This is a genomic window from Alcanivorax sp. P2S70, assembly GCF_000475295.1.
Taxonomy (GTDB): Bacteria; Pseudomonadota; Gammaproteobacteria; order Pseudomonadales; family Alcanivoracaceae; genus Alcanivorax; species Alcanivorax profundi.
In genome coordinates this window covers 41,035-65,210 of record NZ_AXBZ01000025.1, presented here as the reverse complement: position 1 = coordinate 65,210, position 24,176 = coordinate 41,035, and the positions used below count along the sequence as shown (strand labels likewise).

Here is a 24,176-nt window from a genome sequence, read left to right as displayed (position 1 = left end):
GCGGGTGTTGTTCATGGGCGGGTTGCGGCTTAAGACTCTCGACGTCCGACCCATACCCTGCCTACCCCCGATCCAGCGGGCTGATCACCCCCAGTCCACCCCGATTCATCACATGCAGATAGCGCTCGGTGGTGGAAACATCGCTGTGGCCCAGCAGCTCCTGTACCGTGCGGATGTCGTAGCCCTTCTCCAGCAAATGGGTGGCAAAAGAGTGGCGAAACGTATGAGGACCACAGAGCTTGGTGATGCCAGCTTCAGAGGCCGCCTGTTTGACATGCTTGCGGACAGTATCCTGATGATAATGATGACGCCGGACGATTCCGGTCTGCGGGTCTGTCGCAGGTTCTTTAGAAGGGAAAATAAATTGCCAGATACGTTGTGAGCCTGCTCCAGGATATTTCCTGCTCAGCGCATGTGGCATCCACGCGGGGCCAATGCCATTTTTCTGATCCATCTCATACAGGTTTGTTGTCACAGAGATTTGCTGGCGCAATCGTGCTTCACAAGACTTTGGCAGCAGTGTTCTCCTGTCCCTGTCACCTTTGCCTTGATGCACCGTAATAATCATCCGATCAAAATCCAGATCCTTGATGCGAATGCGAAGCGCCTCGGACACGCGTAGCCCAGCGCCATAAAGGAGTTCACATATCAACTGGGAAGGCTCAGGGAGCAGTGCGATAACTGCTTGGGCCTCTTGCTCGGAAAACACGGCAGGGATCCGGGGTTTACGCTTCGATTGGCGAAAATTCAGTTCGCCATAGTCTTGCTGTAAAAATCGACGATAGAAACAATTCAGCGCATTAAGGGCAATTTTCTGAGTGGATGGGCTGCAATATCGCTGTACAGCCAGGTGTGAAAGAAATGCCTCAATCTCCCTGGCACTCATCGTCGAAGGATGACGCATCTTGTGATATCGAATGTACTTGATCACCCAGTGGACATAGGTTTGCTCTGTTCGATAACTGTACTGGTTTTTCCTTAGCCAGAACCGGAACTGATCCATCAGCTTTACCGGCTTTTCGGGCAGGGCGCGAGGGATGTCATCCATGACAACTCCATACTGTTCAAAATGACAGTATTGCAGTTGGCGAAGCCCTTTTTCAACGGAAGCAGTGCTCATTCCTGAAGCATGGTGCTTACCTGTTACCTATCTTGTTGATACGCATAAGAAAAGGATGCTGCCAATAAGTGACCCAGAGTCAGGAGCTATAAGGAACGTTCCTTATAACTCCGTGTAGGAGATTGGCTATAGCATCTCAACCCATTGTTATGGCAGGCTTTTTATCGGGGAGTATGTACGAGGGTTCCAGAGTTATATAGAACCGAGTTATACGGAACGTTCTAATTAATACGCTGTTAGAAGCCCAGCCAAGTAAGGAGAGATTAATTGAAATCATTGTTTAACTGGATAATAAAAAATGCATGGAATATTTTTGGCGTTATTGGGGTGGCCGGTACATTCTATTTTTCCCTTATGCATGTCCCAGACTACGTGAAAGAAATAACGACTGGTAAAGTTAATGTAATTCACGAGAGCTTAATGGATGATGTCCAAGAGCTACTCTTTTATGAAAAGTCTGTGTCTATTGAAGATATTAATTCATTCATAAAAGGAAAAGAGCTTAAGCAGGGTGTGTCTTACCCATACACTCCTGACGAATTGCTAGTCCAAATCCAAGAACGGTTTATGGGCAATAAGTTCATACCTCTAGAGAAAAGAGAATCCCTTTTAGCTGCTATAAAAGCTGTTCGTGCTACATACTCACCGCCAGAGACAGCTGAACCAAAATCTTTCAGCTGGGAACCATTGGCGTCATGGCTATTCTCTGGCCTTGGTGTTTTGATTGCAGCTATTGGTGCGGCCAGTATCACTAGAAAGCTAAAAATCGACAAAGAAACCGAAGTTGACATTGTTTCAGGTGACGTTGTTATTAATAGCCATAATTCAAGCATGATGGCTTCCGTGATGGAATTTGAAAAAATGGTAGGTGAGGTTTTACAGGAGCTTGGCGCACTAAATGGTGCCCCTTCTGGAGCTCAAGATCATGGTTATGACTTCGAGGCGAAAGGGGCAGAAGGAGACTTTATTGTTGAGGTAAAACGATACCAAAAACTTTTGGGTTTAGGTACTGCTCGCGAATTCATGTACAAAGTTAATAAATCTGGCAAAGGCGGTATTTTGGTTGTCAGCTCTGGAGTAACCCAGAGGACCAAACAACTGATTAATGAACATAACGATATATCCGATAACCAGAAGGTGCATTTGGTAATTGGTAGCAGCAAATCGGAAGTGAAAGAGAAATTGCAGAAAATATTAGCCACAAAGGCTTCTAACAAGTCAAAGCACTCGGACGCAGCATAGCTGCGCCGGTGTTTGAGGCGTTATGCATTTATAGTTCGGAGCTAGAAGTTGCCATATCAAACGGACGAACGACTAAAAAGTTACTTGGATACTAACCAGCTGCACAGAGAGCAGTTGTGCAGGGCTATTTTGGCTGTAGACAAAAGATTCTCTGATGTCCGGCCAAGGCATCCACGAGGTGGCCCCGATGGTGGCAGGGATATAGAGGCGTTATTCCGGGATGAATCGCTAGCTTATGGGGCTGTAGGCTTTGTCAATCAGGCAAATGATTCGAAAGAGCAGAAAAAAACTATTAATGAAAAATTTGCTAGCGATCTAGATAGTGCTATTGGCGCAAACAAGAAGCCAAGCGTATTTGTATTCTTTACCAATATAAACCTTACGATAGGGGAAAAAGATACTCTTGTTGAGAGCGCGAAAAAACAAGGTATTACACACTGCGAAATTTTAGATCGCGAAAGGCTAAGAATAACTTTGGACAGCCCGGACGGATTTTCACTAAGATTCCAATATTTGAATATAACGCTATCTGAAGAAGAGCAAGCAAGCTTCTTCGCCCGATGGGGCGATGATATACAGTCAGTTATCTCTACCGGATTTCAGCGAATAGAGGGAACTTTGAATAGGTTACTATTCCTCCAAGAATCAACTGATCCGCTGAACCATTTAACTTTTTCATTTGAACTCAAAGAAAAATATTCTGCGGATGATATAGGGCATTTCAGGCTATTTTGTTCTATGCATCTGAAGGAGCCCAAGCAAAAGATACTTGGGATAATTTTTGGTAGCTCTGATAAGTCAAACCGAATGCGAAACGACACGGGTTGTGATTTTACAGAACAGCTATCTGGCATTAAATACGGCATAGCCGGAGGGCAATGGGAAAGTTACCTCGACATCGAGAGCGACTCAGAAACGGAAATAGATGATGAAGAAGATGAGCGTTACAAACAAGTAGGAAGTTCATCATCAATAGGGCGGAGTGAAGTTGAGTTTCTCCCAATATCTTACAGTAAAAATAGTTTTATACGGTATTTCCCAACTATATGCCTTAAAGATCTTGATGACGCAATGTTTCTGCCTATAGCAAATAAATCGCTAGCAGAAAAGGTGAAAGCTATTCATATATATTCGAACGGCTACAAAATTCAAGAGATAGGTTCAGAGGATTTTAAAGTTGACGTGGAAGCGTTTCAGCCTGCTATTCCTGTTGAGTTTACGTCACAAGAGTTAGAAGATCCTTGGGTCAGAATTCGACCAAGCGAAATGTCGTCGGCATTTCATATTAGATTTTTTGAGAAAACACCAAAGAGGATGTTTGTGCCGGACCAAGTCCAGAACAGCTTAGAAGGTCGTGGTAAAAATGCATAACAAAGTGCTGCTGTCGGACAAATTTTACGCTGCGCTCCAAATTTGCCGCAGAGCGCGGCGTTATACATCAGGAAGGAATCAGGCATCGTGAAAGTAGATAGAATTGATCATTTGGTTCTTACAGTAAAAGATATAAATGAAACGATTCAATTTTATTCATCTGTCATGGGCATGGAGAAAGTCGAATTTGGAGAAGGGCGAATAGCGTTAAGCTTTGGCCAACAAAAGATAAATCTCCATCAATTAGGCAAAGAGTTTGAGCCTAAGGCACAAAATGTTAAATCCGGTTCAGCTGATTTATGTTTCATAATTGACCTGCCGGTAGAGCACGCACTACATGATTTGGAATCAAAGGGCATCAAAGTCATCGACGGCCCAGTTCAACGTACCGGGGCTTTAGGTAAAATTAAATCGGTATATTTCAGGGATCCTGATGGTAATTTGATTGAGGTCTCCAACTATGAAAACGTATAACACAGTGAAGCAACGGCCCTAGTCGTCCCCCGCTTTAGTGGATACTTTCTGCTGGCACGCGAAGGTGACAAATGCCCTGTAAGGCAGTCCAGTAAATCCAGCCCCCCTTCCTGAACCGATAAACGCGTGTCTCACCCTGATCTTCAACGGCATAATCGCTAGCATCCCGTCTGCATACACACTGCAGGAACGCTCGCCGGCCCATTCGTTCCTTTGCCCTGTCATTGAGTCCCTTCCCGCATTCCCCTACATTCATTCCTGGCTGTCTTGAGGGAGGCAGCATGTGATGGCTGTCGATTTTGTGGGGGATGGCCATCTCAGTCGTTACTGTTTCTTGAGGCTGCTGGGGCATATTCAATGACTTCATTCCTGTTTAGGGGTTGGACCAGGGCGGGTGTCCGTGGGGTGGTGTTTGCCGGGATATTGTCGGCGTCGCTCTCCGTGGCGGCCTCACCCTTGCTGGATGCGCTGGCGATGGCGGATCACGATGCCATGGCCGAGCAGCTCAAAGCGGACCCTGGTCTGGCGTCGATGCCGGACGGGATCGGTGATTCCCCATTGTTGTTGGCAGTGCGCGCGGGGGATCTGGCTGCGGTGAAGCTGCTGGTGGACGCGGGGGCGCCAGTGACCCAGAGCTCTGCCAGTGGCGAGACGCCATTGCAGGTCAGCATGCTTTCAGGGCGGGGTGAGGTGACCCAGTGGTTGCTTCGTCATGGGGCGGAGCCGGATCAGTTTAACGGGGGGGGGCAGTCAGCACTGCACTGGTGTGCCCAGGCCGGTGAGGTGGCGCTGTGCGAGCGATTCCTGAAGGACGGCCTGTCACCTTTGCAGCGGGATGCCACCGGGCTGACACCAATGGATTTGGCGATTGGCTGGGGCCGGTTCGACGCACTGGGCGTTTTGCTTGCTGCTACCCCGACACCGCCCTCCCGGGATGTTGTGACACTGGACTTTGATGATGATCGCGTCCGCTACTGGAGTGCCCTCTATTGGTCGGGTGACGAGGCGGCTTTGCTGGCCAGCCTGGGCCAGGATTTGCAGTCCTCCTATCCCCATCCTCTCGCGCCCTATATCTGGAGTGCGGTGCACCGCCGCCAGGACACCCTGGAAGCGGCGTTGACACAGGCGTCGCCGGCCCTGAAGCAGGCTCTGGGGATAACGCCACAGGTGCTGATGGCGGTGGATGCCGCCCCCCGTGAAGCCTGGAAGGCGTTCCCGGCGACTGCGGCCTATCGGCTCGGTGAGGTGTATGCCCTGGTGGAGTTGGCCGATTCGGCCCGGGATCTGGGTGAGTTCGGGGTCTTTTACGACTACCTGGAAGCCGCGGTTACGCTGGCGCCCAATCACTGGCAGCTGGCCTGGATGTTCGACAACATGACGGCACTGGATCTGCCAGGGATGCGAGAGCGGGCGGCGGCATTTGCGCAAGCCGAGGCGGTGCGTGGCGGGTTTACGGGGGGCTATCTCCAGGCGGTGGTGCCGCAGCACAGTTGGAAGAACAGTGATCAGCTGGCCCATGTGGACCGCTACCTTGAGCGCTGGCCCCACGATGGTCGGGCCTTGGTCGCCCGCTCATTGACGCTCAAGGGAAATGGCTATTACCGCGAGGCGGTCGAGAGCCACATGGCGGGGCTGGCGCGCTTTCCGTTCTATGCGGGACGCAGTGATGCCATGGAGCTGTTGATTAAAACCGGTCAGCACGACCGGGCCCGGCGCGTGGCGGAAGGCCTGGCGCGCTGGTATGGAAACGAGGGCGTGCCGGCCCGCGCGGCGCGTTATTACGCGGCAGGACTGCTGGATGACGGTGACAAGGGTGCTGCACGGGGCGCCTTGTCGGAGGCGTTGGCTCGTTACCCGGACGAGGGCCGGCTGTGGATGGAGCAGGCGCGTCTGGCGTTGGCAGAGCAGCGACCGGATGAGGCGCTGGCGGCAGCCGCGACCGGTTTCCCCTTGATCGAGAGTCCTTCGTCCGGGCAACTGGCAGACTGGTTGCAGGCGTACCGCGACAGTGGTGATCCGCGCGGTGGCGTTAGCGTGTTTGAGCGTTACCGCGAACGGGTTGGTATGCCGTCTGCCAGCCTGCTCAATAGTGTGCTGGAAGATCTGGCGACGCTGCAGGATACCCAGAGGTACCAGGCGTTACTGCGCGAGGCCCGTTCCTATTACCCCCATGACCGTGAGCTGTTATTGCGTCAGGCGCGGCAGGACGTGGCCGAGGGTCGCCAGGCCTCGGCGCTGGCGTTGCTGGAAGACGGCTTGGCCCGTCATGGCCATTCCCTCGACTATCTGAGCCAGACCTATGACGTCCTGTTGGCTGTACGGGGGGAGGCGTCGGCACGACGTTTTGTGGTTCAGCGGCAGGAGCGCATGCCTTGGGAAAAGGCGTCATGGCAATTGGCAAAGCAGCACGGTGCTGGCGAGGAGCCGGCTCTATGGGAAGCGGCGATTGTCGCTGCGCCGACGGAGACGTTTGGTTGTGAGGCGCTGATTGATTATTACGTGTCTGCCAAGGCGTGGCGCCAGGCCCACGATTGGGCGCAACAGTGCCATGAGCGTTTCGTGTCCACGGGGCGGTTGAGTGCCCGCCAGTCCATGTTGCTGTACGACGCCTGGGTCTATGAAAACCAGACCCGGCAGGAGCGGGTGGATAGCGAGACTTTGCGTGAGGCGCAAACGGCGTTTGATGAATTTGCCCGCGGGCATGGCCATTACATGGATTACCTGCGTTACCGGGAAGCCTTTTGCCTGGCGCGGGGGGACAAGTCCTGTGCGGCACAGTCCTTGGCGCAGCGCAGTGCTTTTCAGCAGGACAGCACCAGCCATTTTCATGATCTGGTGGCGCGTTATGCCAATGAACTGGGAGCCGACAAGACCTTTGGCTACGGTGCCCGGATGCTGGCGCGATCGCCCTACGACAGCAGCAAGGTGGCGTCGTTTCTGCACAAGCATTTGTTGTGGGGGGGCAGTTCGATTGTGGCACTCAAGGCCATCAATGATGCCGAAACCCGCGGTGTGAGCGTGGACAAGAAATGGCAGCGTCGGGCGCTGGGGAATCTGGGGGATTCCCTGTCCAGTTTCGAGCGTTACACCGTGGCGGGCATGCGCCCCTCGGCGTCACTGCGCTATATCCGCTGGTTCGATGAGGCCCGCCGCGATGCCCTGAGCGCTGATGGTACTCGAGTGTTTTATCAGCTCGACAGCGAGATCCCCGGGGTGGAGATTCTGCTGCCCAGTGGCGAGCAGGTTGTGCGTCAGGACCACCCGGTGTTTGGCAAGCCGTTGTACTTTGCCCGGGGCGCCACGTTCATGCGCCTGGGGTATACCGAGACCGGGCAGCTGACCCGCATTGAAGATTCCAGCGGCCAATCCATGACGTTGCTGTACGACAAGGATGACCAGATCCGCACGCTGATCAGCCCGGAGGGCACGCTGCACTTTACCTACAATGCGTTGGGCAAGCCTGTGCGTATCGTCGAGCAGGATGTGGGCGTGTTGGAGGTAGCGTACGACGAGCAGGGCGAGATTCTGTCGGTGAACTCTGAGCAGGGTCAGCAGATGGCGTTGCGTATCACCCGTTCGTTCCAGTCGCTGCTGGGCATGGTCAATCAGGTCAAGCGGATTCACGATGTGAAACGGTTGCCGCGTCTGAGCGTGAACGACCCACAGGTGGATGCCCTGCGGGTGGAGTACGAGGACACCGAATACCACAGTGCGGAGGAGCAGAAGGCAGCGCTGGCGCTGGCAAAGTATTTGATCGGCCAGGTAGGGGACGACCCTGACTATGTCGGAGAGTCCGAGCGTTTGTTGTATGGCGTTGTGGCGACCGCGCAGGTCCACTCCCGTGAAAAGGCATTCCGTCATCGGGGTGCCCAGGCGGTGACGCTGTTGCATCAACTGTATCAGGAGGTGCGTCCGCGCGGGCTGCCGCAGGAGACCTTCAGTGAGTGGTCGGAGGCCTGGAACTGGTTACGCAGTGCGGAACTGGAGGCGTCGTCGTCCACGTTGCGCAAAGCCCTGGCTGCAGTCAATCAGGCTCCACTGGCGTTGCTTCGGGATGCCCACCGGTTACAGCGTTCCGATTTCAGCAATACCGCTTACTGGAAACGGTACGGCGATCATGAGCTGTTTGGCAAGGCGTTGGCAGGGACAGAAAAACATCAGGTCGTGATGCGTGCCAACGGAGATGTGGTGGTGGCCACCAGCCAGGGATTGTCGGTGCTGCGCGAAGGCTACTGGCACTGGTACGGGTTTGATTTTCGCCAGCAGCGGCTGTCGGCGACTGCAGTGCTATCGGAGCAGGATGCGCGCGCCAACATTCTGGCCGTGACAGAAACCGAGGATGGCATTCTCTGGCTGGGAACGGCCAAGGGCTTGCTGGCGATTCCCGGAGACTACGACGGTGACCTGAAACGCTGGAGTGTGGCCGAAGGTTTGCCGTCGCCACGGGTCATATCGCTCACGTCACGCGGTAGCCGTGTATGGGCGGGGACCGGTGCCGGGCTGGTGGTGCTGGAGTATGCGCAAGCGAACCCGCAGGCCGTTACGGCGGCAGGTACTCATCCCATTGATCAGCTCTACCGCTTGCCTGGCCGACCCGATGCCTTGCTCTACCGCGCCAACCATCAGGTGTGGTTGTTGTCTGGTGACGCTCCCGTGAGTCTGGGGCGGGGGCAGGACATGACCTTCGACATGGGGCGCATGCGGGTTTACCGGCTGGAGGGCAATCAGGTCTTTGGCCAATCCCTGACGGATGAAAACGGGCGCTGGGAGTGGCTGAAGCAGGATGCTGAGCTGGTCGCCACGGACAGTGACTTGCTGCTGTCAAAACAGGTTTATGGGCTGTCGATGTGGGACCTGGGTAGTGGCGAGGAAGCGTTGGTGGTGAGTACCGACCGGGCCATGAATGTCTTGCAGGGCCACTATTTTGAGGCGCTGGCGCTGCCGTTTGCCGAGCAACGCGGGGGCATGGCTGTCGGGCCGCGGCACTCTTTCAGTGATTCGCGTGGCGTGGTGGTGCTGAGCGACGAGGGTGTGTACACCCGGCTTGGCGAGGGCGCGCAGCAGCTGCAGCAAGCGCCGGTGTACGACCTGTTGGTGAGTCAGACGCTTAACAGTCTTTATGTGGCCATGGGGGACCACATTTTGTTGCTGGGCAATGATCAGCCACTGGAGTCAGCCCAGTATTTTTCTTCGGCCAATGCCCGTGTGCTGGCAGAGGATCAACACGGCAATCTCCTCACCCATGACGGCTACACGGTTCTGCGTTTTCCTGCTGGCAGCGATCAGCCCCAGGAGTTGTTCTCCGCGCGGCCTGCGGTCGAAGAAAAGGGCTGGCAAGGTGGCGTGGTCGACATGCTGGTGGACCGCGAAGGCACCTTGTGGGTGGTGTCCGGTTCGTCCCTGTTCCGTTACCGCCAAGAGACTCTCACCGAGTTCAACTATCTGCTCGACAGCGAACGTTTCCCGTCACGTAGCCCGATGCTGGCGGGGGTGCATGAAACCCTGGCGGGCGAGATCGAAGTGGTGGCATCCGATGAGGGGCATCTGACCCATCAGGGGGTATCGTTGTCTGGCGGGTTGCTGCGCTGGACTGGCAGCGGTTTCGAGCATGTGGGCAAGCCGCCACACTGGTTTGTCACAGGCTACACACCGGTGGATGACAGAACGGCGGTGATTGGCACCAACACTACCTTCGCCCGTGAACTGACGGGGGGCGCACGGCAGTCGTTTGCCGAGCTCAACGATCCCAGTTACCAGGCACTGGCGGACAAGACCCCACTGCTGTGGCTGGGGGGCGAGGGGGCGCGTTTCCAGGGGAGCAATAGCTGGTTGTTCCCGTCGGCGGGCGGGGTGCTGTTGTATCACGGCGGCACCTGGCTGTACCCGGATCGTCTGAATCAGTTATTGCCGGAGGACGCCGCACTGGGCCAATACGGTGGGCGCACTGTGCATGCGGTAGCGGTGGCCGGCAATGGTCGGGTTTATGTGGGCACCGACCTGGGGCTGCTGCTGTATGACTCTCAAGGAGTGGCGTCGTTACTCAATGACAACCATTTCGGTCAGCTTGCTTTCCGTGAAGAGGACACCCAACAGCAACAGGCGCTCAGTGATATTTTCCTGCCTGCCATATCGGGTGACAGTGACGCCGGGAAAATGCTGGCTCGCTACCGGCAGATGGAAGCGCAGATACGCGAGCTGGAAACCCGGGTGGCGCAGCCGGTGCCCGAGGCGGATGCTGCAACCTTGAGTGGGGCGGCGGCGTCCGGCAGTGCAGTAAAGGGCGTGTCGGATTCGCCCCGTGCTGAGCGTCTGCGGCAGCAACTGAAGAGCAAGAACCGGTTGCGGGAAACGTTGCTGGCACGCATGGAAGCAGAGCATGCGGGGTTGTACCAGATGCTCAAGCTGGACCCCCGTGAAGTGGCCGCCTTGCACCAGCGTCTGAGTGAGGATCAGGCGCTGGTGCAGTATCTGCCGACGCCGGAAAAGTTGCTGATCCAGCTGGTAACCCGTGAGGGCGCGCAAATTCGTGAAGTGCAGGTTAGCCGTGCGGATCTGGAGGCCGCCAGTGCGCTGGTGGTAAAAGGCATGCGGTACCGGGCGGCCCATCTGACGGGCAATGACCGCGGGTTGTCGGCTTCCGGGGAGCGTGCGGCAGGGCCTGATGACGATGCGCAGGATGCCAGTCTGGCCTGGTTGTATGACAAGTTACTGCGGCCGGTGGAGCGTGAGCTGGAAGGCAAACAGCAGGTACTGGTCACACCGGTAGGGGCATTGACGTATTTGCCGTTCCCGGCGCTGTTACGCAAGAAAGAGGGCGATGTGCGCGAGTATGCCGCCGAGCGTTTTAACATCGGTGTCATTCCGTCCATGTATCACCTCAGCCTGGTGCTGCAGCAGAACGAATCCTTCAGTGACGGTTTGACCATGGTGGCCGATCCGGATGGCAGCTTGCCTGGGGCCCGGCAGGAAGTGAGCCGGATTGCCCGGGGAGCACTGGTGGCTCCCACCGTGCTTGAGGGCGCTTCTGCCACCTATGCGAATCTGGCGGGTGCGGTGCAGGATGCCCGGGTGGTGCATCTGGCGACCCATGGTAATCTTGATCCGGCGGTGCCGGCAGACAGCTACCTGTTATTGGCCAATAACTACCGCCTCAACGTGATTGATATCGCCGGTCTGACCCTGGATCAGACCGATCTGGTCGTGTTGTCGGCCTGTGAAACCGGTATCGGCAAACCGGGTCTGGAGTATGCGACGTTGGCGCGGGCGTTTGCGCTGGCCAGCGTGCCTACCGTGATCGCGTCCTACTGGAAAGTGGATGACGGGGCGACGGCCCGGTTGATGGAGCAATTTTATGGCAACCTGAGGGAATATCCCGGGGAAGGGTATCTGGTTGCCATGGCCCAGGCTCAACGGGCCCTGATTGAGGAAGGGGGACGGTATTCCGAGCCGGCAGCGTGGGCTGCGTTTACGTTGTTCGGGAAACCGTAAAAAAACAATCTTCATTGCTGTCGAAAAGCGGCTCGCTGGCCATCCCAATTCAACAGCAATGGACAGTATGGGTGCAGGAACAATGACGCTATCGGGAACCGGGAAGTGGCTGTGCGGCGCGATGTTGGCGGGTGGCATGCTGGTGTCACCGGTACAGGCTGCCAGGCATGCCTTGCTGGTAGGGGTGGCGGATTACCCAAATCTGCCGGCCTCGCTGCAGTTGGATGGCCCTGCCCATGATGCTGAAATCGTGCAAGCCATGCTGCGCCAGCGCGGATTCAAGCAGGACAATATCGAGCAGCTGATTACTGCAGAAGGCAAGACCCTGCCTACCCGGGAAAATATTCTGGCGGCGCTGGAGCGATTGGCGGCATCTGCCAGCGAAGATGATTTCTATTACCTGCATTTCGCCGGTCATGGTAGCCGCCAGCCGGCGAAGGCCACGGACAATACCGAGCCCGACGGGCTGGATGAAATCTTTTTGCCCACCGATGCTGCGGAATGGGACAGCTATATCGGTTCGGTAAAGAACGCGATTCTGGATGATGAAATCGCCCACTATGTTGACCGTATTCGTGATCGCGGGGCCGATGTGTGGCTGGTGTTTGACAGTTGTCATTCCGGCACCATGACCCGGGGGGCAACGGCCATGCCGGAGGTAAAGTACCGCCGTGTGGACAGTGCGGTCCTGGGGATTCCCGACGCACCATTAATTCACCGTCCCTCCCCCATGGTGTCCGAGACCCGGGCGCGGGGTTTCCTGGGAGAGGTGTTCAGCGGTACGCCGGAAGATGAACCGCCGCGCAAGCGGGGTGAGCTGATTGCCTTCTCTGCGGCGCAGAGTGCAGAGACCACACCGGAAATGAAACTGCCTCGCGGGGCGCCGGACCGCCGTTTTCATGGCCTTTTCACCTACACCTTGATGGAAGTGCTTGGGGCCAACCCGCAGCTGAGCTATCAGCAGCTGGCCCAGCAGGTACTGTCCCGCTACCAGAGCTTGCCGTGGCAGGCGACCCAGCCGTTATTCAGTGCCAGCGACATGAGCCGTCCGGTATTCAATGACGATGCCCCGGCAGAGCCGTCCTACTTTGCGACTTTCAAGAACGGCAAGCTGGATATTCAGGCGGGCTCCCTGTCGCTGCTGGGCACGGGGGCCACGGTGACGATCTACGATTCGCCGGTAGGCAAGGCAAAGAACGCGCTCGGCACAGTGAGGCTGGATGGTGCTACCCCGGTGCGTAGCTGGGCCATGCCGGAGGAAGAACAAAGCAAGGACTGGCCGGCAACGTTGTACGTACGACTGGACAAGCCGGTGCTGACGACCGAGGTCAACGTGGCCCTGTTGCCATCCGCCTCCATGAGCAACAAGGACGAGAAGCGCCTGCAGAAGGCGTTGGCAGAAATCGAGAAGTCTGGCATCGGGATCAAGGTGTCGGCACTGGATGCCGCCGACATTCTGGTCAGCGAGTTTGATGAGCAGCTGTGGTTCCTGCAGGCAGATCAGAGCCTGCCCTGCGAAGAGCAGCGGCTGGCAGAAGCGGCGCGCAAGGTTTGTGCCGAAACCCGTCTGCCGCAACGCCTGCTCAACCTGGCATTGCCGGACAGCAAGGATCGCCAGCTGGCGGTCCTGCAAGGCGGCCTGAGCAAGATCGCGAACGTCACCCGCTTGATGTCCAGCGTGCAGCACCTGCCCGGTGCCCAGCAGCAGCTCAAGGTGAGTTTCCGCATTGAACATGACGGTGAGCAGAGCGAGTTTCCGGTGAATGGCCAGCCGGTGCTGACCGAGGGTGACCGCATCCTGTTCAGCGTAACCAACGAAGGGCGTCAGCCCCAGGATGTGAGCATCCTGTTCGTGGACAGTCAGTACGGTATCACCCAGCTGTACCCGGAAAGTGGTCAGCCTAACCGTTTGGACGGCGGTGAGTCGCTGAACTTTGAGTGGGATGTGAATGTGGAAACCGTGGGTATGGAGCACCTGTTGGTAAGCAGTCAGCCTGGTGATGGAGTGAATAGTAATCTGGGCTATCTGCAACAGGCACCGCTGAATGTCTCTACCCGTGGGCTCGGTAGCAGCAAGCCGCCGCAGTCATCAGGATTGAATCTTTTTACCTGGCAGGTCAGCCACTAGGCTGAGTGCCACTCCCGGCGAAGAACGATTTTTAACTTGAAAGGAAGGAACGACCATGAAAATTTTCTCAAACATCATGCTGGCTTTGGTGATTGCGTTTTCTGCGATGTCAGTTGCCCATGCAGAGGAAGAAACCCCCTCTTCTCTGCGTGCAGAGGCTGCCAAACTGTATACCCAGGCCGATGAGCTGACGGAGAAAGCCTTGAAATTGGAGGCAGAGCAAGCCAGTGAAGTGAAAAGCCGTGGCAATGAAGTCAAGCTGCGTGGCTATGGGGCACACCAGTGCGTGATGGATTGCATCCCGCATGGCAGCCTGTATTCCTGCCGCAGAGCCTGTGGCGCTTATTAAGTTCCACACAGGATACGGGTGTCAGCCAGCCTGATACCCTCACGAAAAGGCCGCTATCGATAGCGGCCTTTTTTGTTTGATTCGGGCAAGGTGATGGGGAAGGCATCAGAGAGGGAACGTTTGGCACGCATAAGCAACGCGGTTTTCATCACAAAGAACACGGCGTGAGAACCTTCTTTCCTGAGAGGGTAATGGGTGCGCAGAGGGAGTGGTGGCTTGACCGCAAATTACGCTCTAACGATCACTCCCTCTGGTGTTGTCGTGTGCTTGGGCAACAACGGCGATGCTAGCGTATCAGACGTTGTTGAAGCTCATTGCGTTTGGCGCTGACGTCATCGCAACGGATCGTTTCTGGCAGAGGCGTGAAGCCGTCAATGTCCGCGGGACGGGTGAGCCGTTCCAGTTTTTCGGGCGTGGTGTGGCAGAGGGCATCACTGAGCAGTAGCCAACGGCCCCACTCATGACGGGCGGTGAGCTGTTCGCCAAACTGTTGGCGGTAGCGTTCGCTGGCCTGCGCAAGTTGAGCCTTGCCGATGCCAGCAAAGCTGCTCAGCAGCCCCTGAGACTGTTGGCCTTGGTGTATGCCGGCGAGGATCTCGTTGATGTCATCGTCTTGTGCAACGGGCAGGTCGCGCATGTTGGGTTGTTCATCCAGATACCTGCTCAGCTCGGGAGAAAATTGCTGATAGGCCCGATCCAGTGTCAGCGGATCCATACCGGGTTTCAGTGCCAGCCAGCCGGCAAAGAGCGCGGCTGCCGCCGCAGTGAGGCCGCCGGCCGGTTGCCACCAGCGCCGGGGTTTGCGTGGGACACTCGACAGGTTGAGCACATTATTGTGCTCGACCCACAGGTCCTGATCGTTCAGTAAACGCTGCCAGCGCTGGTATAGCGCCGGGTCGTGGGCAAGGTGACTGATGACCTCGGCACGGCGCTGCGGGTCCAGAAAATTGTCCAGTAAGGCCGCCAGGTCCTCATCATCCGGTGTCGAGCCCTGAAGAGCGGGGCGCTTTGATAACGCCAGAGCAATACGGCTCAGATACTCCTCCTGCCGTTTGCTGGATAGGTTTTCTGTCATAGTCGCTTACCCCTGACTACTGAGATGGACAGTTGCCCGGGATGAACGCTGAAACCGGACATCATTGCCAGTCCTCCGGCAGCAAGTGGTGCGCCTGGAGCACTTCCCGTATATGGGCCACTGCCCGTTGCGCCAGTCGCGCAGGTTGATGAGCTGGCAGGTTAAGCGTGCGGGCGATCGCGCTGAACTTGATGCCATCCACATGGGCCATACGCAGTATCAGGCGTTGTTCATCGGTAAGGCGCAGCGCCGCACGTACTGTGTCCAGCGTCTCTGAGCTTTGCCATTGGCTGGCCGGCCGGGGAGGGTCTTCATCGAGAATCAGTTGATGCAGCAATAGCAACAAGGGTTCGAGTGTGTCAGCGGATGCGGTGTCATTGCTGTCCGGTTCCTGATAGTGCTCTTCCAGTGAGACCTCACCGGTTTGTTGTCCACACCAGGGCAGTTTCCCCTTGATGGTGCGAACCATCTGCTCAAGGGTGTCAGGGTCACGTAACGTTTCGTCCTGACCGGCCAGACGTTCGATGGCCACCGGGACCGGTTGGCGTTCCAGGCAGATGAACTTCCACAGCGTGAGCCAGGCGTCCCCCAGCTGTTGCAGCCATGCGGGCGGGCGGATACGGCCAAAGCGTTTGCGGGCGTATTCTTCCACCAGATTGCTGCAGAGGGTGTAAAGGTAGGTTTCCGGGCGAGATTTTCCGGTGAATTTACGGCATAGCTTCCAGTCACTTTCACACAAATGCTCAAGCACATAGTCACTGGCGATTTCCGCATCGGCGGTCTGCCCAAAGCGTCGCTCGCACAGTGAGCGTATCCGGCCCTGTGTCTGCTCGCTGAAGACAATGCCAGGCCAGTCTGTGTGTTTTGCTGACGTAGTAACAGCCATTCTCCTTTTTCCCCAGAGCAAGATTCAATCATAAACCCGGGAAGCATGAAATCCTGTTAAGCCTGCCGCCGACCGGTAGTAGCCGCGAAAAAAACTCTATAGGGTAGAAATGCCCATGGTCTTTCATTCATGAACAACACAGGAAAGCGAGATGGCTGACAAAGGAATGATGCGAAATTCCACGATTCTGGTGCCGGTATTCCTCCCGGCGGTGATCGTGGCGCTACTGTTGATCATCGGTACCATCAGCGATCCGGACATGGCTGGCCAGTTGTTCCAGCGAGCGCAAAGCTGGATCACAGAAACGTTTGGCTGGTTCTACATGCTGGTGGTGGCGTTGTTCTTCCTCTTTATTGTCGGCATCGCGCTGACCTCCTGGGGCAACATCAAGCTGGGGCCGGATCATTGTGAGCCCGAGTACTCTTTCCCTGAATGGTTCGCCATGCTGTTTTCTGCCGGTTACGGCATTGCATTGTTGTTCTTTGGCGTTGCCGAGCCGGTGCTGCATTACGCCGAACCGCCTGTGGGTGCGCCGGAAACGGTAGATGCCGCCAAGCAGGCCATGCAAATCGCCTTCTTTCACTGGGGGTTTCATATCTGGGCAATCTACGGTCTGGTTGGGCTGGTGATGGCGTATTTTGCCTTCCGCCATGGTTTGCCGCTGTCCATGCGCTCGGCCTTTTATCCGCTGATCGGCGACAAGATTCATGGGCCCATAGGCCATGCCATCGATGTGTTCGCCATTCTTGGCACCATGTTCGGGATTGCCACCACCCTCGGGCTGTCTGCGGCGCAGATCAATGCCGGGCTGAATTATTTATGGGATGTGCCGGTGGCTACCTGGGTGCAAATTACCGCGATCGCCCTGGTTACCCTGGCTGCCACCGCGTCAGTCGTGGCGGGCATGGACAAGGGCGTGAAGCGCCTGTCGATTCTGAACATGGTGCTGGCGATTGCCCTGATGTCGTTTGTGTTCGTGGTGGGGCCGACGATTCATATCCTGGAAAGTTTTGTACAGAACACCGGCAGTTATCTGAGCAATATTGTCGAGCGGACATTCAATCTGCAGGCCTATACCCACAGCGACTGGATTGGTAACTGGACCCTGTTTATTTTCAGCTGGACCATCGCCTGGGCGCCTTTTGTCGGCTTGTTTATTGCCAAGATCAGCCGTGGTCGCACCATTCGCCAGTTTGTGGTGGGGGTCATGCTGGTCCCGACTATTTTCACGTTCTTGTGGTTCTCGGTCTTTGGCGATACCGCCCTCAGCATGATCATGAACCAGGGTGTGACGGTGCTGGTGGAAGAGGTGCAGGCAGACAAGGCGGTGGCCCTGTTCCAGATGTTTGATCTGCTTCCCTGGTCCACGTTTATTTCTTTCCTGGCGGTGTTGTTGATCATCACTTTCTTTGTCACGTCGTCGGATTCCGGCTCGCTGGTGGTAGATTCACTGGCGTCGGGTGGTGTGCTGCAAACGCCTGCCTGGCAGCGGATTTTCTGGGCGTCCCTGGAAGGGGTGATTGCGTCGGTGCTGTTGCTGGCGGGCGGGTTGAGTGCGCTGCAGACCATGACCATTGTCAGTGCGCTGCCGTTTGCAGTGGTGATCATTCTGGCGGCAGTGGGGATGTGGCGTGCGCTGGTGATCGAGAAGCACCGGGAAGTGAGCCTGCAGGCTCATATGGCCACCATGCGGAATATGACGGGCTCTCAGTGGCGCCATCGTTTGACCGCCATGATTCGCTACCCGACTCGTGACGAAGTCGAAACCTTTATTCGCGGCACCGCCATGGAAAGCCTGAAAGAGGTAGTTGATGAATTGCGCAAGGCGGGTTGGGATGCTGGCGTTGGGTTTGATGAATCGCTGGTGCGTGCCGAGCTGGTCGTCAATCGCGATGGTCATGTGGGTTTTATTTATGACATTCGCCTGATTACCAGCCCGATTCCCGAGTTTGCCTATGCCGGCAAGGCCGGGCCGGAATCGGAAAAGGAATACTGTCGGGCCGAGGTGTTCCTGCGCCGGGGTGGTCGTTCCTATGATGTGTATGGCTATGATGGCAACGACATCATTCAGGATGTGCTGGATCAGTTTGGTAACTACCTGCACTTCCTGGATAGTACCCCTGGCAAGTTGCCCTGGGAGATGGCCGAGCATGATGATTTGCTGCACCCTGCAGACAAACCGGATAGCGAATAAGTTGCCGTGTGACCGGCATGATCTGCGGCCTGCAAACACGAAAAGGAAGCGAATGAAACAACCGTGGTTTTGGGTATGGGGGCTGATGCTGGCACTGCTGGCTGGCCATGCGCTGGCAGATGAGCGCGATGACAAGATCGCGAGGCTGTTGAATCTGGCGGGGGCTGAGGAGCAGATTAGTGGTCTTGCCGACTCGGTGATAGCCGGTCTGGAGCAGGCGCAGCAATCGGCCCAGGGTGAGGATGCCGAGCGCGGTGAGGTGATGCTTCACGTGGCGAAGGAATCATTTCTGCCTGAAGTGATTTACCAGCAGGTGTTCGAGGCAGTCTCGGTGGCGTTGCAAGACGACCAGCTGGAGACCTTGCTGCTGTGGTACCAGTCTCCATTGGGTAAGCGTATTACGGAGATGGAAGTCGAGGCGGCCTCCCCAGCATCGGGTCAGGCCATGATGCAAAATGCCACTGCCTTGTTGTCGAATCAGCCGATGATGGAAAAAGCGGCGCAGTTTGATGCCTTGCTCCACCTGACGGATTACAACGTGGCGTTGCAAAAACGCATGTTTATTGCCGCTCAATTGCATGTGCGTACATTGCACAATCCCGATCAGCCTGCGGACAGCCGTGAGCTGGCGGCGCTTTTTGAGCCGCGGCGTGCGATGTTTACCGAGCAGACCCGCAACATGGTGATGCTATCCTTCGCCCATACTTACCGTGAGCTGCCGCCGGAAAAGCTGGAAAGCTATCTGGATTTTCTGTCCACGCCGTCTGCCAGACAGTTCAACGAAGCCACCCGCATGGGCCTTGAAGCAGGGCTGGATCTTGTCTTTGAGGACTATATAGCCGGCCTGGCAGAGCTGTAACTCTGCACCTCAACAACTGCAACCCTTCAATGTGGGAGCGGTGGTTCCACCGCGTGTAAAAAGCCGGGCAAGGCCATCGCGGTCGCTCGATCGCTCCCACAGCAAGCAAGCCACCCGGTATGATTGCCTGCCTCGCTGAGGCTCGTTATCGCTGCAAGCATAGCTCCTACAGTGGATTGATAGTGGAGGGGGTTATGTGGGAGCCAGCCTGCTGGCGATAGTGTTTGCTGCGCTGGCAGGTGAAAGGGCTGCCGGGTGTTAGCTACGTTTCTTGCCGGCCTTTTCCAGCACCATCAGGGTTTCCACGTAATTGACGAAATGCTCCAGGTAGGCCGGTGAGAGGGTCTGCAGGGTGCGAATGGCGCTGGTGACCAGGCGATGGGAATTGAGTGGGCCGGCGTCGCTGGGCGTCTGGGTCAGGGCCAGGTCAATGCGTTGGCGCTTGCGCTGTTGTTGCTGGCCCCGGCGGGCACGGGTGAGGGCTTTCAGTTCCCGCGGGGGCGTGTGGGCCTGGGTGGGCTCGGGGCTGTCGTCGAGCAGATCACTTTCCTGAGCGTGTAACAGCGCGGTGAGAGGGTCACGGGGCTGGCCAGTGTCTGCTTCCGGTTGGCTGTAGTGTTCGCGCAGGGCGGCCAACGGGGTGCGGGTATCCGGGCGACGTTGTTGGCGCAGCCAATGGCGAAGCGCCTGTGGCGATGCCGGCGGGCAGTCTGCACAGGTTTCCGCTTCCCGGGTAGCGGCGTCCAGTCGTTGCTGATACTCGCTCACCGCTGCCGACAGCCTAGCCAGGCTGGCAGCACTGCAATGGCGTTGTTGCTGCAGGCGTTCGCCCTGGCGCTGCAAAAAGCGAAAGCGCACCGGGTCGAAGTGATCTGCACCGTTCTCCTGCCACTGGGCAATGTGGTCGAGCAGGGCCTGTAGCGTTGCCGTATCAGCCATCGTTGTCCCCGTTTGCCGGGTCGGTGTCGCGGCGCGGCACGGTGGTCAGCTCCACCCGTCGATTCTTGGCCCGGTGGGCGTTGCTGTCATTGGGGGCAACAGGTTGATGCGGGCCGAAGGCCGCGGCAAACACCTGGTCGGCGGGCATGCCCTGGTCGATCAGGGTGCGGGTCACGGTCAGGGCACGCTGGGCGGATAACCCCCAGTTATCTTCGTAACGCCGGTTGCCGCGCTGAATGGGCAGGTCGTCGGTGAAGCCACTGACCATCAACATCTGGTTGTGCTGACTGAGGTACACCTGCAGCGGTTTGACCAGGTCCTGCAACAGGGCGACGCCCTCGGCTTGCAGCTGATCGGAGTTGAGCTGGAACAGTACGCTGCCACTGATGCCGATACGGCCATCTTCAAAGGTAACCCGGCCGCTCGCCAGCGGATCCGCCAGGGCCTGCTCCAGCGCCAGGCGGCGCTGTTCTTCGGCCAGCCGCTTGGCTTTCTCCCGTTCCAGTGACTGGCTGAGTTCCAGCTGAATGCCGATGACCCACACCAGCACCAGCACCAGGATGCCCACCAGCGCCGCCATCAGGTCGGAAAAGATGGCCCATACCGGGGAGGCCTGGGCGTCGTTGTCGTGCAACTCGTCCATCAGCTGGCCTCGGCGGAGGACAGGGCGCCGAGCGCCTCGATGACCTCTTTCTGGGACGCCATGCTCAGTTCGATCACTTCACGGGCCTGCTCCACGTAGTAGCCCAGCTGTTCGTCTGCCCGGGCGGCGGATTTCTCCAGCGCGGCTTCCACTTGCTGCAGGTTATCCAGCAACTTGTCGTTGCTGTCGCTGAACAGCTGCACCGCGGTGGCAAAGGCCTCGCTGAGGCTGGCCACTTCTGCGGCACTGCCGGTGACATCGCCCGCTACCTCGTTGAGGCGTTCGCTCTGTTCGCTGACCTGACGGGTGAAGGTGTCGCCCACCTGGGCCAGGGTGTCGCTGGCGCGGGTGATCAGGGTTTCAATGGCATCGCGTTGAGCGCCTGCAGTGTCGCGTTGGTTGCTGAGCAGGGTGTCCAGCTCTTCCATGATGCGGCGGCGCTCGTCGAGTAGCTCGTTGTCCCGCTCGCTGCTGCGGGTCATTTCTTCGCGCAGGCGGCTGATGACCTCGGCGGCGGCCTTGGGGGTTTCCGATGCGGTTTCGATCAGGCGCGTCATGGGGGCTTCAAGGGCGGTACCAAGACGGGCGAGGTGCTCGCTGACGGTGGCTTCCAGGGTGGCCAGGCGGTCGCTGGCTGCGCCGGCCCGTTGGGCCTCGGCATCGCGCAGGGCCTGCAATTCGTCGCGAATACCCGCCACCAGTTGATCGAGCCCTTCGCGCTGCCCTTGCAGCAGGGTGGTGGTGCCTTGCTGGAAATGCTGCTGGTGCTGCTGCAGGGTCTCTCGCAGCTCGCCGATCAGGGCACTGCCGCTGGCTTGTTGCTGTTCGCCGTGCTGCTGCCATTGCTCCGCGGCCTGCTGCACGCTGTGCTGGAACTGGTCGGTGATGCGCGTCAGCTGCTGCTGCTGTTCACCGGCCAGTTGTTGTTGTTGCTCGCGGGTCTGTTCCAGCAGCTGGCGGGCAACCTGTTGTTGCTCGTCCTGCTGTTGTTGCCACTGATGCAGACTTTGCTCGCTGGCGCTCTGGAAGCGATCGGCCACGGCTTCCAGGGTGCTGGCGCTGCTGTTGGCCAGCTGTTGCTGACTATCGCGCAGGGCGCCGAGCAGGGCGTCGCTGTTATCGCGGAAACGGTCGTGGTGCTCGGCCAGAGACGTGCTGATGTCTGTCACCAGTCGGGCGCTGGTTTGCTGGTGGGCATCGAGCCCTTGCTGCCAGTGCTGGGCGGCGGCTTCAGTGGTATGGCGGAACTGGCGGGTCAGTTCGCCAAGCTGGGTTTGGGTCAGTTCTGTCAGGCGCTGATGGGTCCCTTCCACTTGCTGGCTAAGGCTGGCGAGGGATTGCTCCATGAGCGGCTGGAGATTTTCCACTGCCAGGCGGCTGCTGTCGGCCAGGGTGTTTTTGAGGGAGTCGCCCACGGACTGGGCCAGTTGTCGGTACTGCTCTTCCAGGTTGGCGTGGAACTGTTGCTGGTTACCGGTCAGGGAGTCACTCAGGCCAGTACCCAGTTGTTCCATGCGCCCGGCCAGCCCTTGCAGGGCGTTCACCAGCGCCGGGAAGGATTCGGCTTGCTGATGCAGCGCCTGATAGACGGCTTCGCGCTGATGATCCAGCGAGAAGGCGTGCAGGGTGGTATCGGTAAGGCTGTCGAGCTTGCGCGAGACCAGCAGCCGGTCGCGACGGCACAGGGTGGCGGTCAGGCCAAGCATGGCGGAGGCCGCGACCCCGGCAATGGAGGTGCCAAAGGCCAGGCTCAGGCCGGCGATCGGGGCGGACAGGGCGCTGCGGATGGCGCTCAGCTCGCTGCTGCCGTCCAGCGCTGTGGCGGCACCCTGCAGGGTAACGATCATGCCCACGAAGGTGCCGAGCAGCCCCAGCATCACCAGCAACCCGGTGAGGTAGGGGGTCAGTACTGGCCCGGGCAGAGGCGCGGGGTGGCCATCAATGCGCCGTTGCACGGCATGACGCAGGGACGCCGGCAGGCTTTGCAGCCAGTGGCGCAGGCTGTCGCGACTGTCGGGCAGGTCGTCCAGGCGCTGGTCCAGCCGGGTGGTATTGCGGCGGAATCGCAACAACTCGGCAAAGCCCATGGCATAGACGGCGGCAATGATCAGGGTCACGGCCAGAGCGACCGGGTGACGCATAAAGGTGGCAGCAATCCACACGACAGCGATGGCGCCGATCACAAAGGGAACGGCAAACAAAAAGCGTTTCATGGGGTGGGGCTTTCCTCGTTCACACTGGCCGGGCAGGCGTCGCGGGCGGCGGCCAGCAGGCCGAGCACCGGTTCCTGTCGAGCGTCCAGCTCGGCCAGTAACAGCATTTTCAATTCCCGGCGGAACTGGGTCAGCCAGCCATGGGGGCCAAGCCAGTCCGCGGGGGTGTGGAAGGGGTCCCGTTGTTGCCAGAGCAGGCGGTAGCGCTGCTCCAGCACACCGGAAAGGGCCGCGAAGCCCTGGCGCGCCCAGGCGGTCAGGCTGCTTTCCATGACCGCATCGATTTCAGCCAGATGCGCCAGGGGCTCACTGTGTCCGGCGAGCAGGCGCCGGCAGCGTAGCCGCAGATTGGTGAGCCCGGCAATCAGTTGTCGCTGGTGTGCCTGATAAAACCGCTCGTAGGCGCCGAAGCTGGGGCGCTTTTCGGCCCCGGCATCCTCGCGCAGGGGCGGCAGGGCAACAATGGATGCCGCCTTTTCGCCCGCGAAGCTGCGGCCGATATAGTCGAGCAGTGCACGACGGGTTCGCAGCAGGTCGGCCTGCAGTTGTTCGGGCAGGTCATCGTTGGCGGTGAAAGGCCCGGATGGGGTATGCCGGGTGGCGCCGTCCAGCGAGATGGCATCGGACAGGTCGAACAGTCGCCCCAGTCGCTCGGCGAAGTCACCATGGCCTGCGCGCACGGCTTTGCTGTCCAGGCTCTGCAGGAGCTGGACCAGGCGGCTGGCGGGAGCGGATTGTGGGGCGGTGTGCGTCCGTTGCATGCAGTATCCGTTGATGAAACCGGGTGCCGGGGCGGGGCGCCGCGCCGGCGAGCCGCCCATTCTAATCGGGAAAGGGGTACGATGATAATGCGTCTGTCGGTTGGCTGGGCAGTGTGCAGACCATCAGGACGCGGTGACAGGTCAGATCAAAGACTGGATCAAAGTGAATGAGGTGGCGGGTGCAAGGGATAAACCGAATGAAAGCCGGGCTGGTGTGGCTGCTGGTAAGCGTGCTGGCGGGCTGTTTCAGTCCGCCGGGGGGTGACCGGGACCGGCACGGCTGCCTGGGCTCCGGCGGATACCAGTGGTGTCCACGGGTAGCAGAATGCGTGCGTTCCTGGGAGCTGGCCGAGGAGCGTGGCTTCGAGGCAACCCCCGAGGCGTTTCTGGCCTGGTGTACCGCAGAGACGAGTGACGGGGCCCGCTGAGCAAGC

The 24,176-nt window shown here is 58.0% G+C and carries 16 protein-coding genes; 9 read left to right on the top strand and 7 right to left on the bottom strand.

Features of this window, described 5'->3' with window-relative positions; translation table 11 throughout:
- Positions 1-61 precede the first annotated feature (61 nt).
- On the bottom strand, positions 62-1,048 hold the full coding sequence (locus Q672_RS26195; RefSeq protein WP_022985445.1) for an integron integrase: 987 nt from the start codon (positions 1,046-1,048) through the stop codon (positions 62-64).
- Between the two features lie 339 nt (positions 1,049-1,387).
- Between Q672_RS26195 and Q672_RS26190 the strand changes: the two genes are divergently transcribed.
- From Q672_RS26190 to Q672_RS26160, 6 genes are all read left to right on the top strand, one after another.
- Positions 1,388-2,362, top strand: a complete 975-nt coding sequence (locus tag Q672_RS26190; protein ID WP_022985444.1) for a restriction endonuclease — start codon at positions 1,388-1,390, stop codon at positions 2,360-2,362.
- An 84-nt stretch (positions 2,363-2,446) separates the two neighbouring features.
- Positions 2,447-3,733: a hypothetical protein gene (locus Q672_RS26185; RefSeq protein ID WP_152521828.1), complete on the top strand. Its 1,287-nt coding sequence runs from the start codon at positions 2,447-2,449 to the stop codon at positions 3,731-3,733.
- 87 nt (positions 3,734-3,820) lie between these two features.
- The gene (locus Q672_RS26180; protein ID WP_022985442.1) at positions 3,821-4,207 is read left to right on the top strand and encodes a VOC family protein; all 387 of its coding nucleotides are present in this window, start codon (positions 3,821-3,823) and stop codon (positions 4,205-4,207) included.
- A 357-nt stretch (positions 4,208-4,564) separates the two neighbouring features.
- Positions 4,565-11,695 (top strand): CHAT domain-containing protein, encoded by a 7,131-nt coding sequence (locus tag Q672_RS26170; protein WP_081703642.1) that lies wholly within the window; start codon positions 4,565-4,567, stop codon positions 11,693-11,695.
- A 67-nt stretch (positions 11,696-11,762) separates the two neighbouring features.
- On the top strand, positions 11,763-13,823 hold the full coding sequence (locus tag Q672_RS26165; protein WP_160169805.1) for a caspase family protein: 2,061 nt from the start codon (positions 11,763-11,765) through the stop codon (positions 13,821-13,823).
- A gap of 55 nt (positions 13,824-13,878) precedes the next feature.
- On the top strand, positions 13,879-14,172 hold the full coding sequence (locus Q672_RS26160) for a hypothetical protein (protein WP_022985438.1): 294 nt from the start codon (positions 13,879-13,881) through the stop codon (positions 14,170-14,172).
- Between the two features lie 286 nt (positions 14,173-14,458).
- Here Q672_RS26160 and Q672_RS26155 read toward each other — a convergent pair whose 3' ends face one another.
- Positions 14,459-15,247 carry an anti-sigma factor family protein gene (locus Q672_RS26155; RefSeq protein WP_022985436.1) on the bottom strand — a complete coding sequence of 263 codons (789 nt, stop codon included), beginning with the start codon at positions 15,245-15,247 and terminating at the stop codon, positions 14,459-14,461.
- A gap of 61 nt (positions 15,248-15,308) precedes the next feature.
- Complete coding sequence (locus Q672_RS26150) at positions 15,309-16,133, bottom strand: RNA polymerase sigma factor (RefSeq protein ID WP_022985435.1); 825 nt, start codon at positions 16,131-16,133, stop codon at positions 15,309-15,311.
- A 151-nt stretch (positions 16,134-16,284) separates the two neighbouring features.
- Between Q672_RS26150 and Q672_RS26145 the strand changes: the two genes are divergently transcribed.
- Together Q672_RS26145 and Q672_RS26140 are read left to right on the top strand one after the other, a co-directional pair.
- A complete protein-coding gene (locus Q672_RS26145; protein ID WP_022985434.1) occupies positions 16,285-18,327 on the top strand; it encodes a BCCT family transporter in 2,043 nt (680 codons plus the stop codon).
- Between the two features lie 52 nt (positions 18,328-18,379).
- Complete coding sequence (locus Q672_RS26140; protein WP_022985433.1) at positions 18,380-19,186, top strand: DUF2059 domain-containing protein; 807 nt, start codon at positions 18,380-18,382, stop codon at positions 19,184-19,186.
- Positions 19,187-19,444: 258 nt separating this feature from the next.
- On the opposite strand, the gene Q672_RS26135 is transcribed toward Q672_RS26140, so the two are convergent.
- From Q672_RS26135 to Q672_RS26120, 4 genes are read right to left on the bottom strand one after another with little or no spacing between them, the layout of a single operon-like run.
- On the bottom strand, positions 19,445-20,125 hold the full coding sequence (locus tag Q672_RS26135) for a DUF2894 domain-containing protein (RefSeq protein ID WP_022985432.1): 681 nt from the start codon (positions 20,123-20,125) through the stop codon (positions 19,445-19,447).
- Positions 20,118-20,768 (bottom strand): OmpA family protein, encoded by a 651-nt coding sequence (locus Q672_RS26130; RefSeq protein WP_022985431.1) that lies wholly within the window; start codon positions 20,766-20,768, stop codon positions 20,118-20,120. Before Q672_RS26130 ends, Q672_RS26135 begins: the two co-directional genes overlap by 8 nt.
- Positions 20,768-22,981: a DUF802 domain-containing protein gene (locus tag Q672_RS26125; RefSeq protein WP_022985430.1), complete on the bottom strand. Its 2,214-nt coding sequence runs from the start codon at positions 22,979-22,981 to the stop codon at positions 20,768-20,770. Before Q672_RS26125 ends, Q672_RS26130 begins: the two co-directional genes overlap by 1 nt.
- Positions 22,978-23,742, bottom strand: a complete 765-nt coding sequence (locus Q672_RS26120; protein WP_022985429.1) for a DUF3348 family protein — start codon at positions 23,740-23,742, stop codon at positions 22,978-22,980. Before Q672_RS26120 ends, Q672_RS26125 begins: the two co-directional genes overlap by 4 nt.
- 197 nt (positions 23,743-23,939) lie before the next feature.
- On the opposite strand from Q672_RS26120, the gene Q672_RS26115 reads away from it, so the two are divergent.
- Positions 23,940-24,170: a hypothetical protein gene (locus tag Q672_RS26115; RefSeq protein WP_022985428.1), complete on the top strand. Its 231-nt coding sequence runs from the start codon at positions 23,940-23,942 to the stop codon at positions 24,168-24,170.
- Positions 24,171-24,176: the final 6 nt, after the last annotated feature.

Excerpts from the sequence above, each read along its gene's own strand:
- Q672_RS26160 (WP_022985438.1), top strand. The coding sequence starts at position 13,879 with ATGAAAATTTTCTCAAACATCATGCTGGCTTTGGTGATTGCGTTTTCT.
- Q672_RS26155 (WP_022985436.1), bottom strand. The coding sequence starts at position 15,247 with ATGACAGAAAACCTATCCAGCAAACGGCAGGAGGAGTATCTGAGCCGT.
- Q672_RS26115 (WP_022985428.1), top strand. The coding sequence starts at position 23,940 with ATGAAAGCCGGGCTGGTGTGGCTGCTGGTAAGCGTGCTGGCGGGCTGT.
- Q672_RS26135 (WP_022985432.1), bottom strand. The coding sequence starts at position 20,125 with ATGGCTGATACGGCAACGCTACAGGCCCTGCTCGACCACATTGCCCAG.
- Q672_RS26165 (WP_160169805.1), top strand. The coding sequence starts at position 11,763 with ATGGGTGCAGGAACAATGACGCTATCGGGAACCGGGAAGTGGCTGTGC.
- Q672_RS26125 (WP_022985430.1), bottom strand. The coding sequence starts at position 22,981 with ATGAAACGCTTTTTGTTTGCCGTTCCCTTTGTGATCGGCGCCATCGCT.
- Q672_RS26145 (WP_022985434.1), top strand. The coding sequence starts at position 16,285 with ATGGCTGACAAAGGAATGATGCGAAATTCCACGATTCTGGTGCCGGTA.
- Q672_RS26170 (WP_081703642.1), top strand. The coding sequence starts at position 4,565 with ATGACTTCATTCCTGTTTAGGGGTTGGACCAGGGCGGGTGTCCGTGGG.
- Q672_RS26140 (WP_022985433.1), top strand. The coding sequence starts at position 18,380 with ATGAAACAACCGTGGTTTTGGGTATGGGGGCTGATGCTGGCACTGCTG.
- Q672_RS26130 (WP_022985431.1), bottom strand. The coding sequence starts at position 20,768 with ATGGACGAGTTGCACGACAACGACGCCCAGGCCTCCCCGGTATGGGCC.
- Q672_RS26150 (WP_022985435.1), bottom strand. The coding sequence starts at position 16,133 with ATGGCTGTTACTACGTCAGCAAAACACACAGACTGGCCTGGCATTGTC.
- Q672_RS26195 (WP_022985445.1), bottom strand. The coding sequence starts at position 1,048 with ATGGATGACATCCCTCGCGCCCTGCCCGAAAAGCCGGTAAAGCTGATG.
- Q672_RS26120 (WP_022985429.1), bottom strand. The coding sequence starts at position 23,742 with ATGCAACGGACGCACACCGCCCCACAATCCGCTCCCGCCAGCCGCCTG.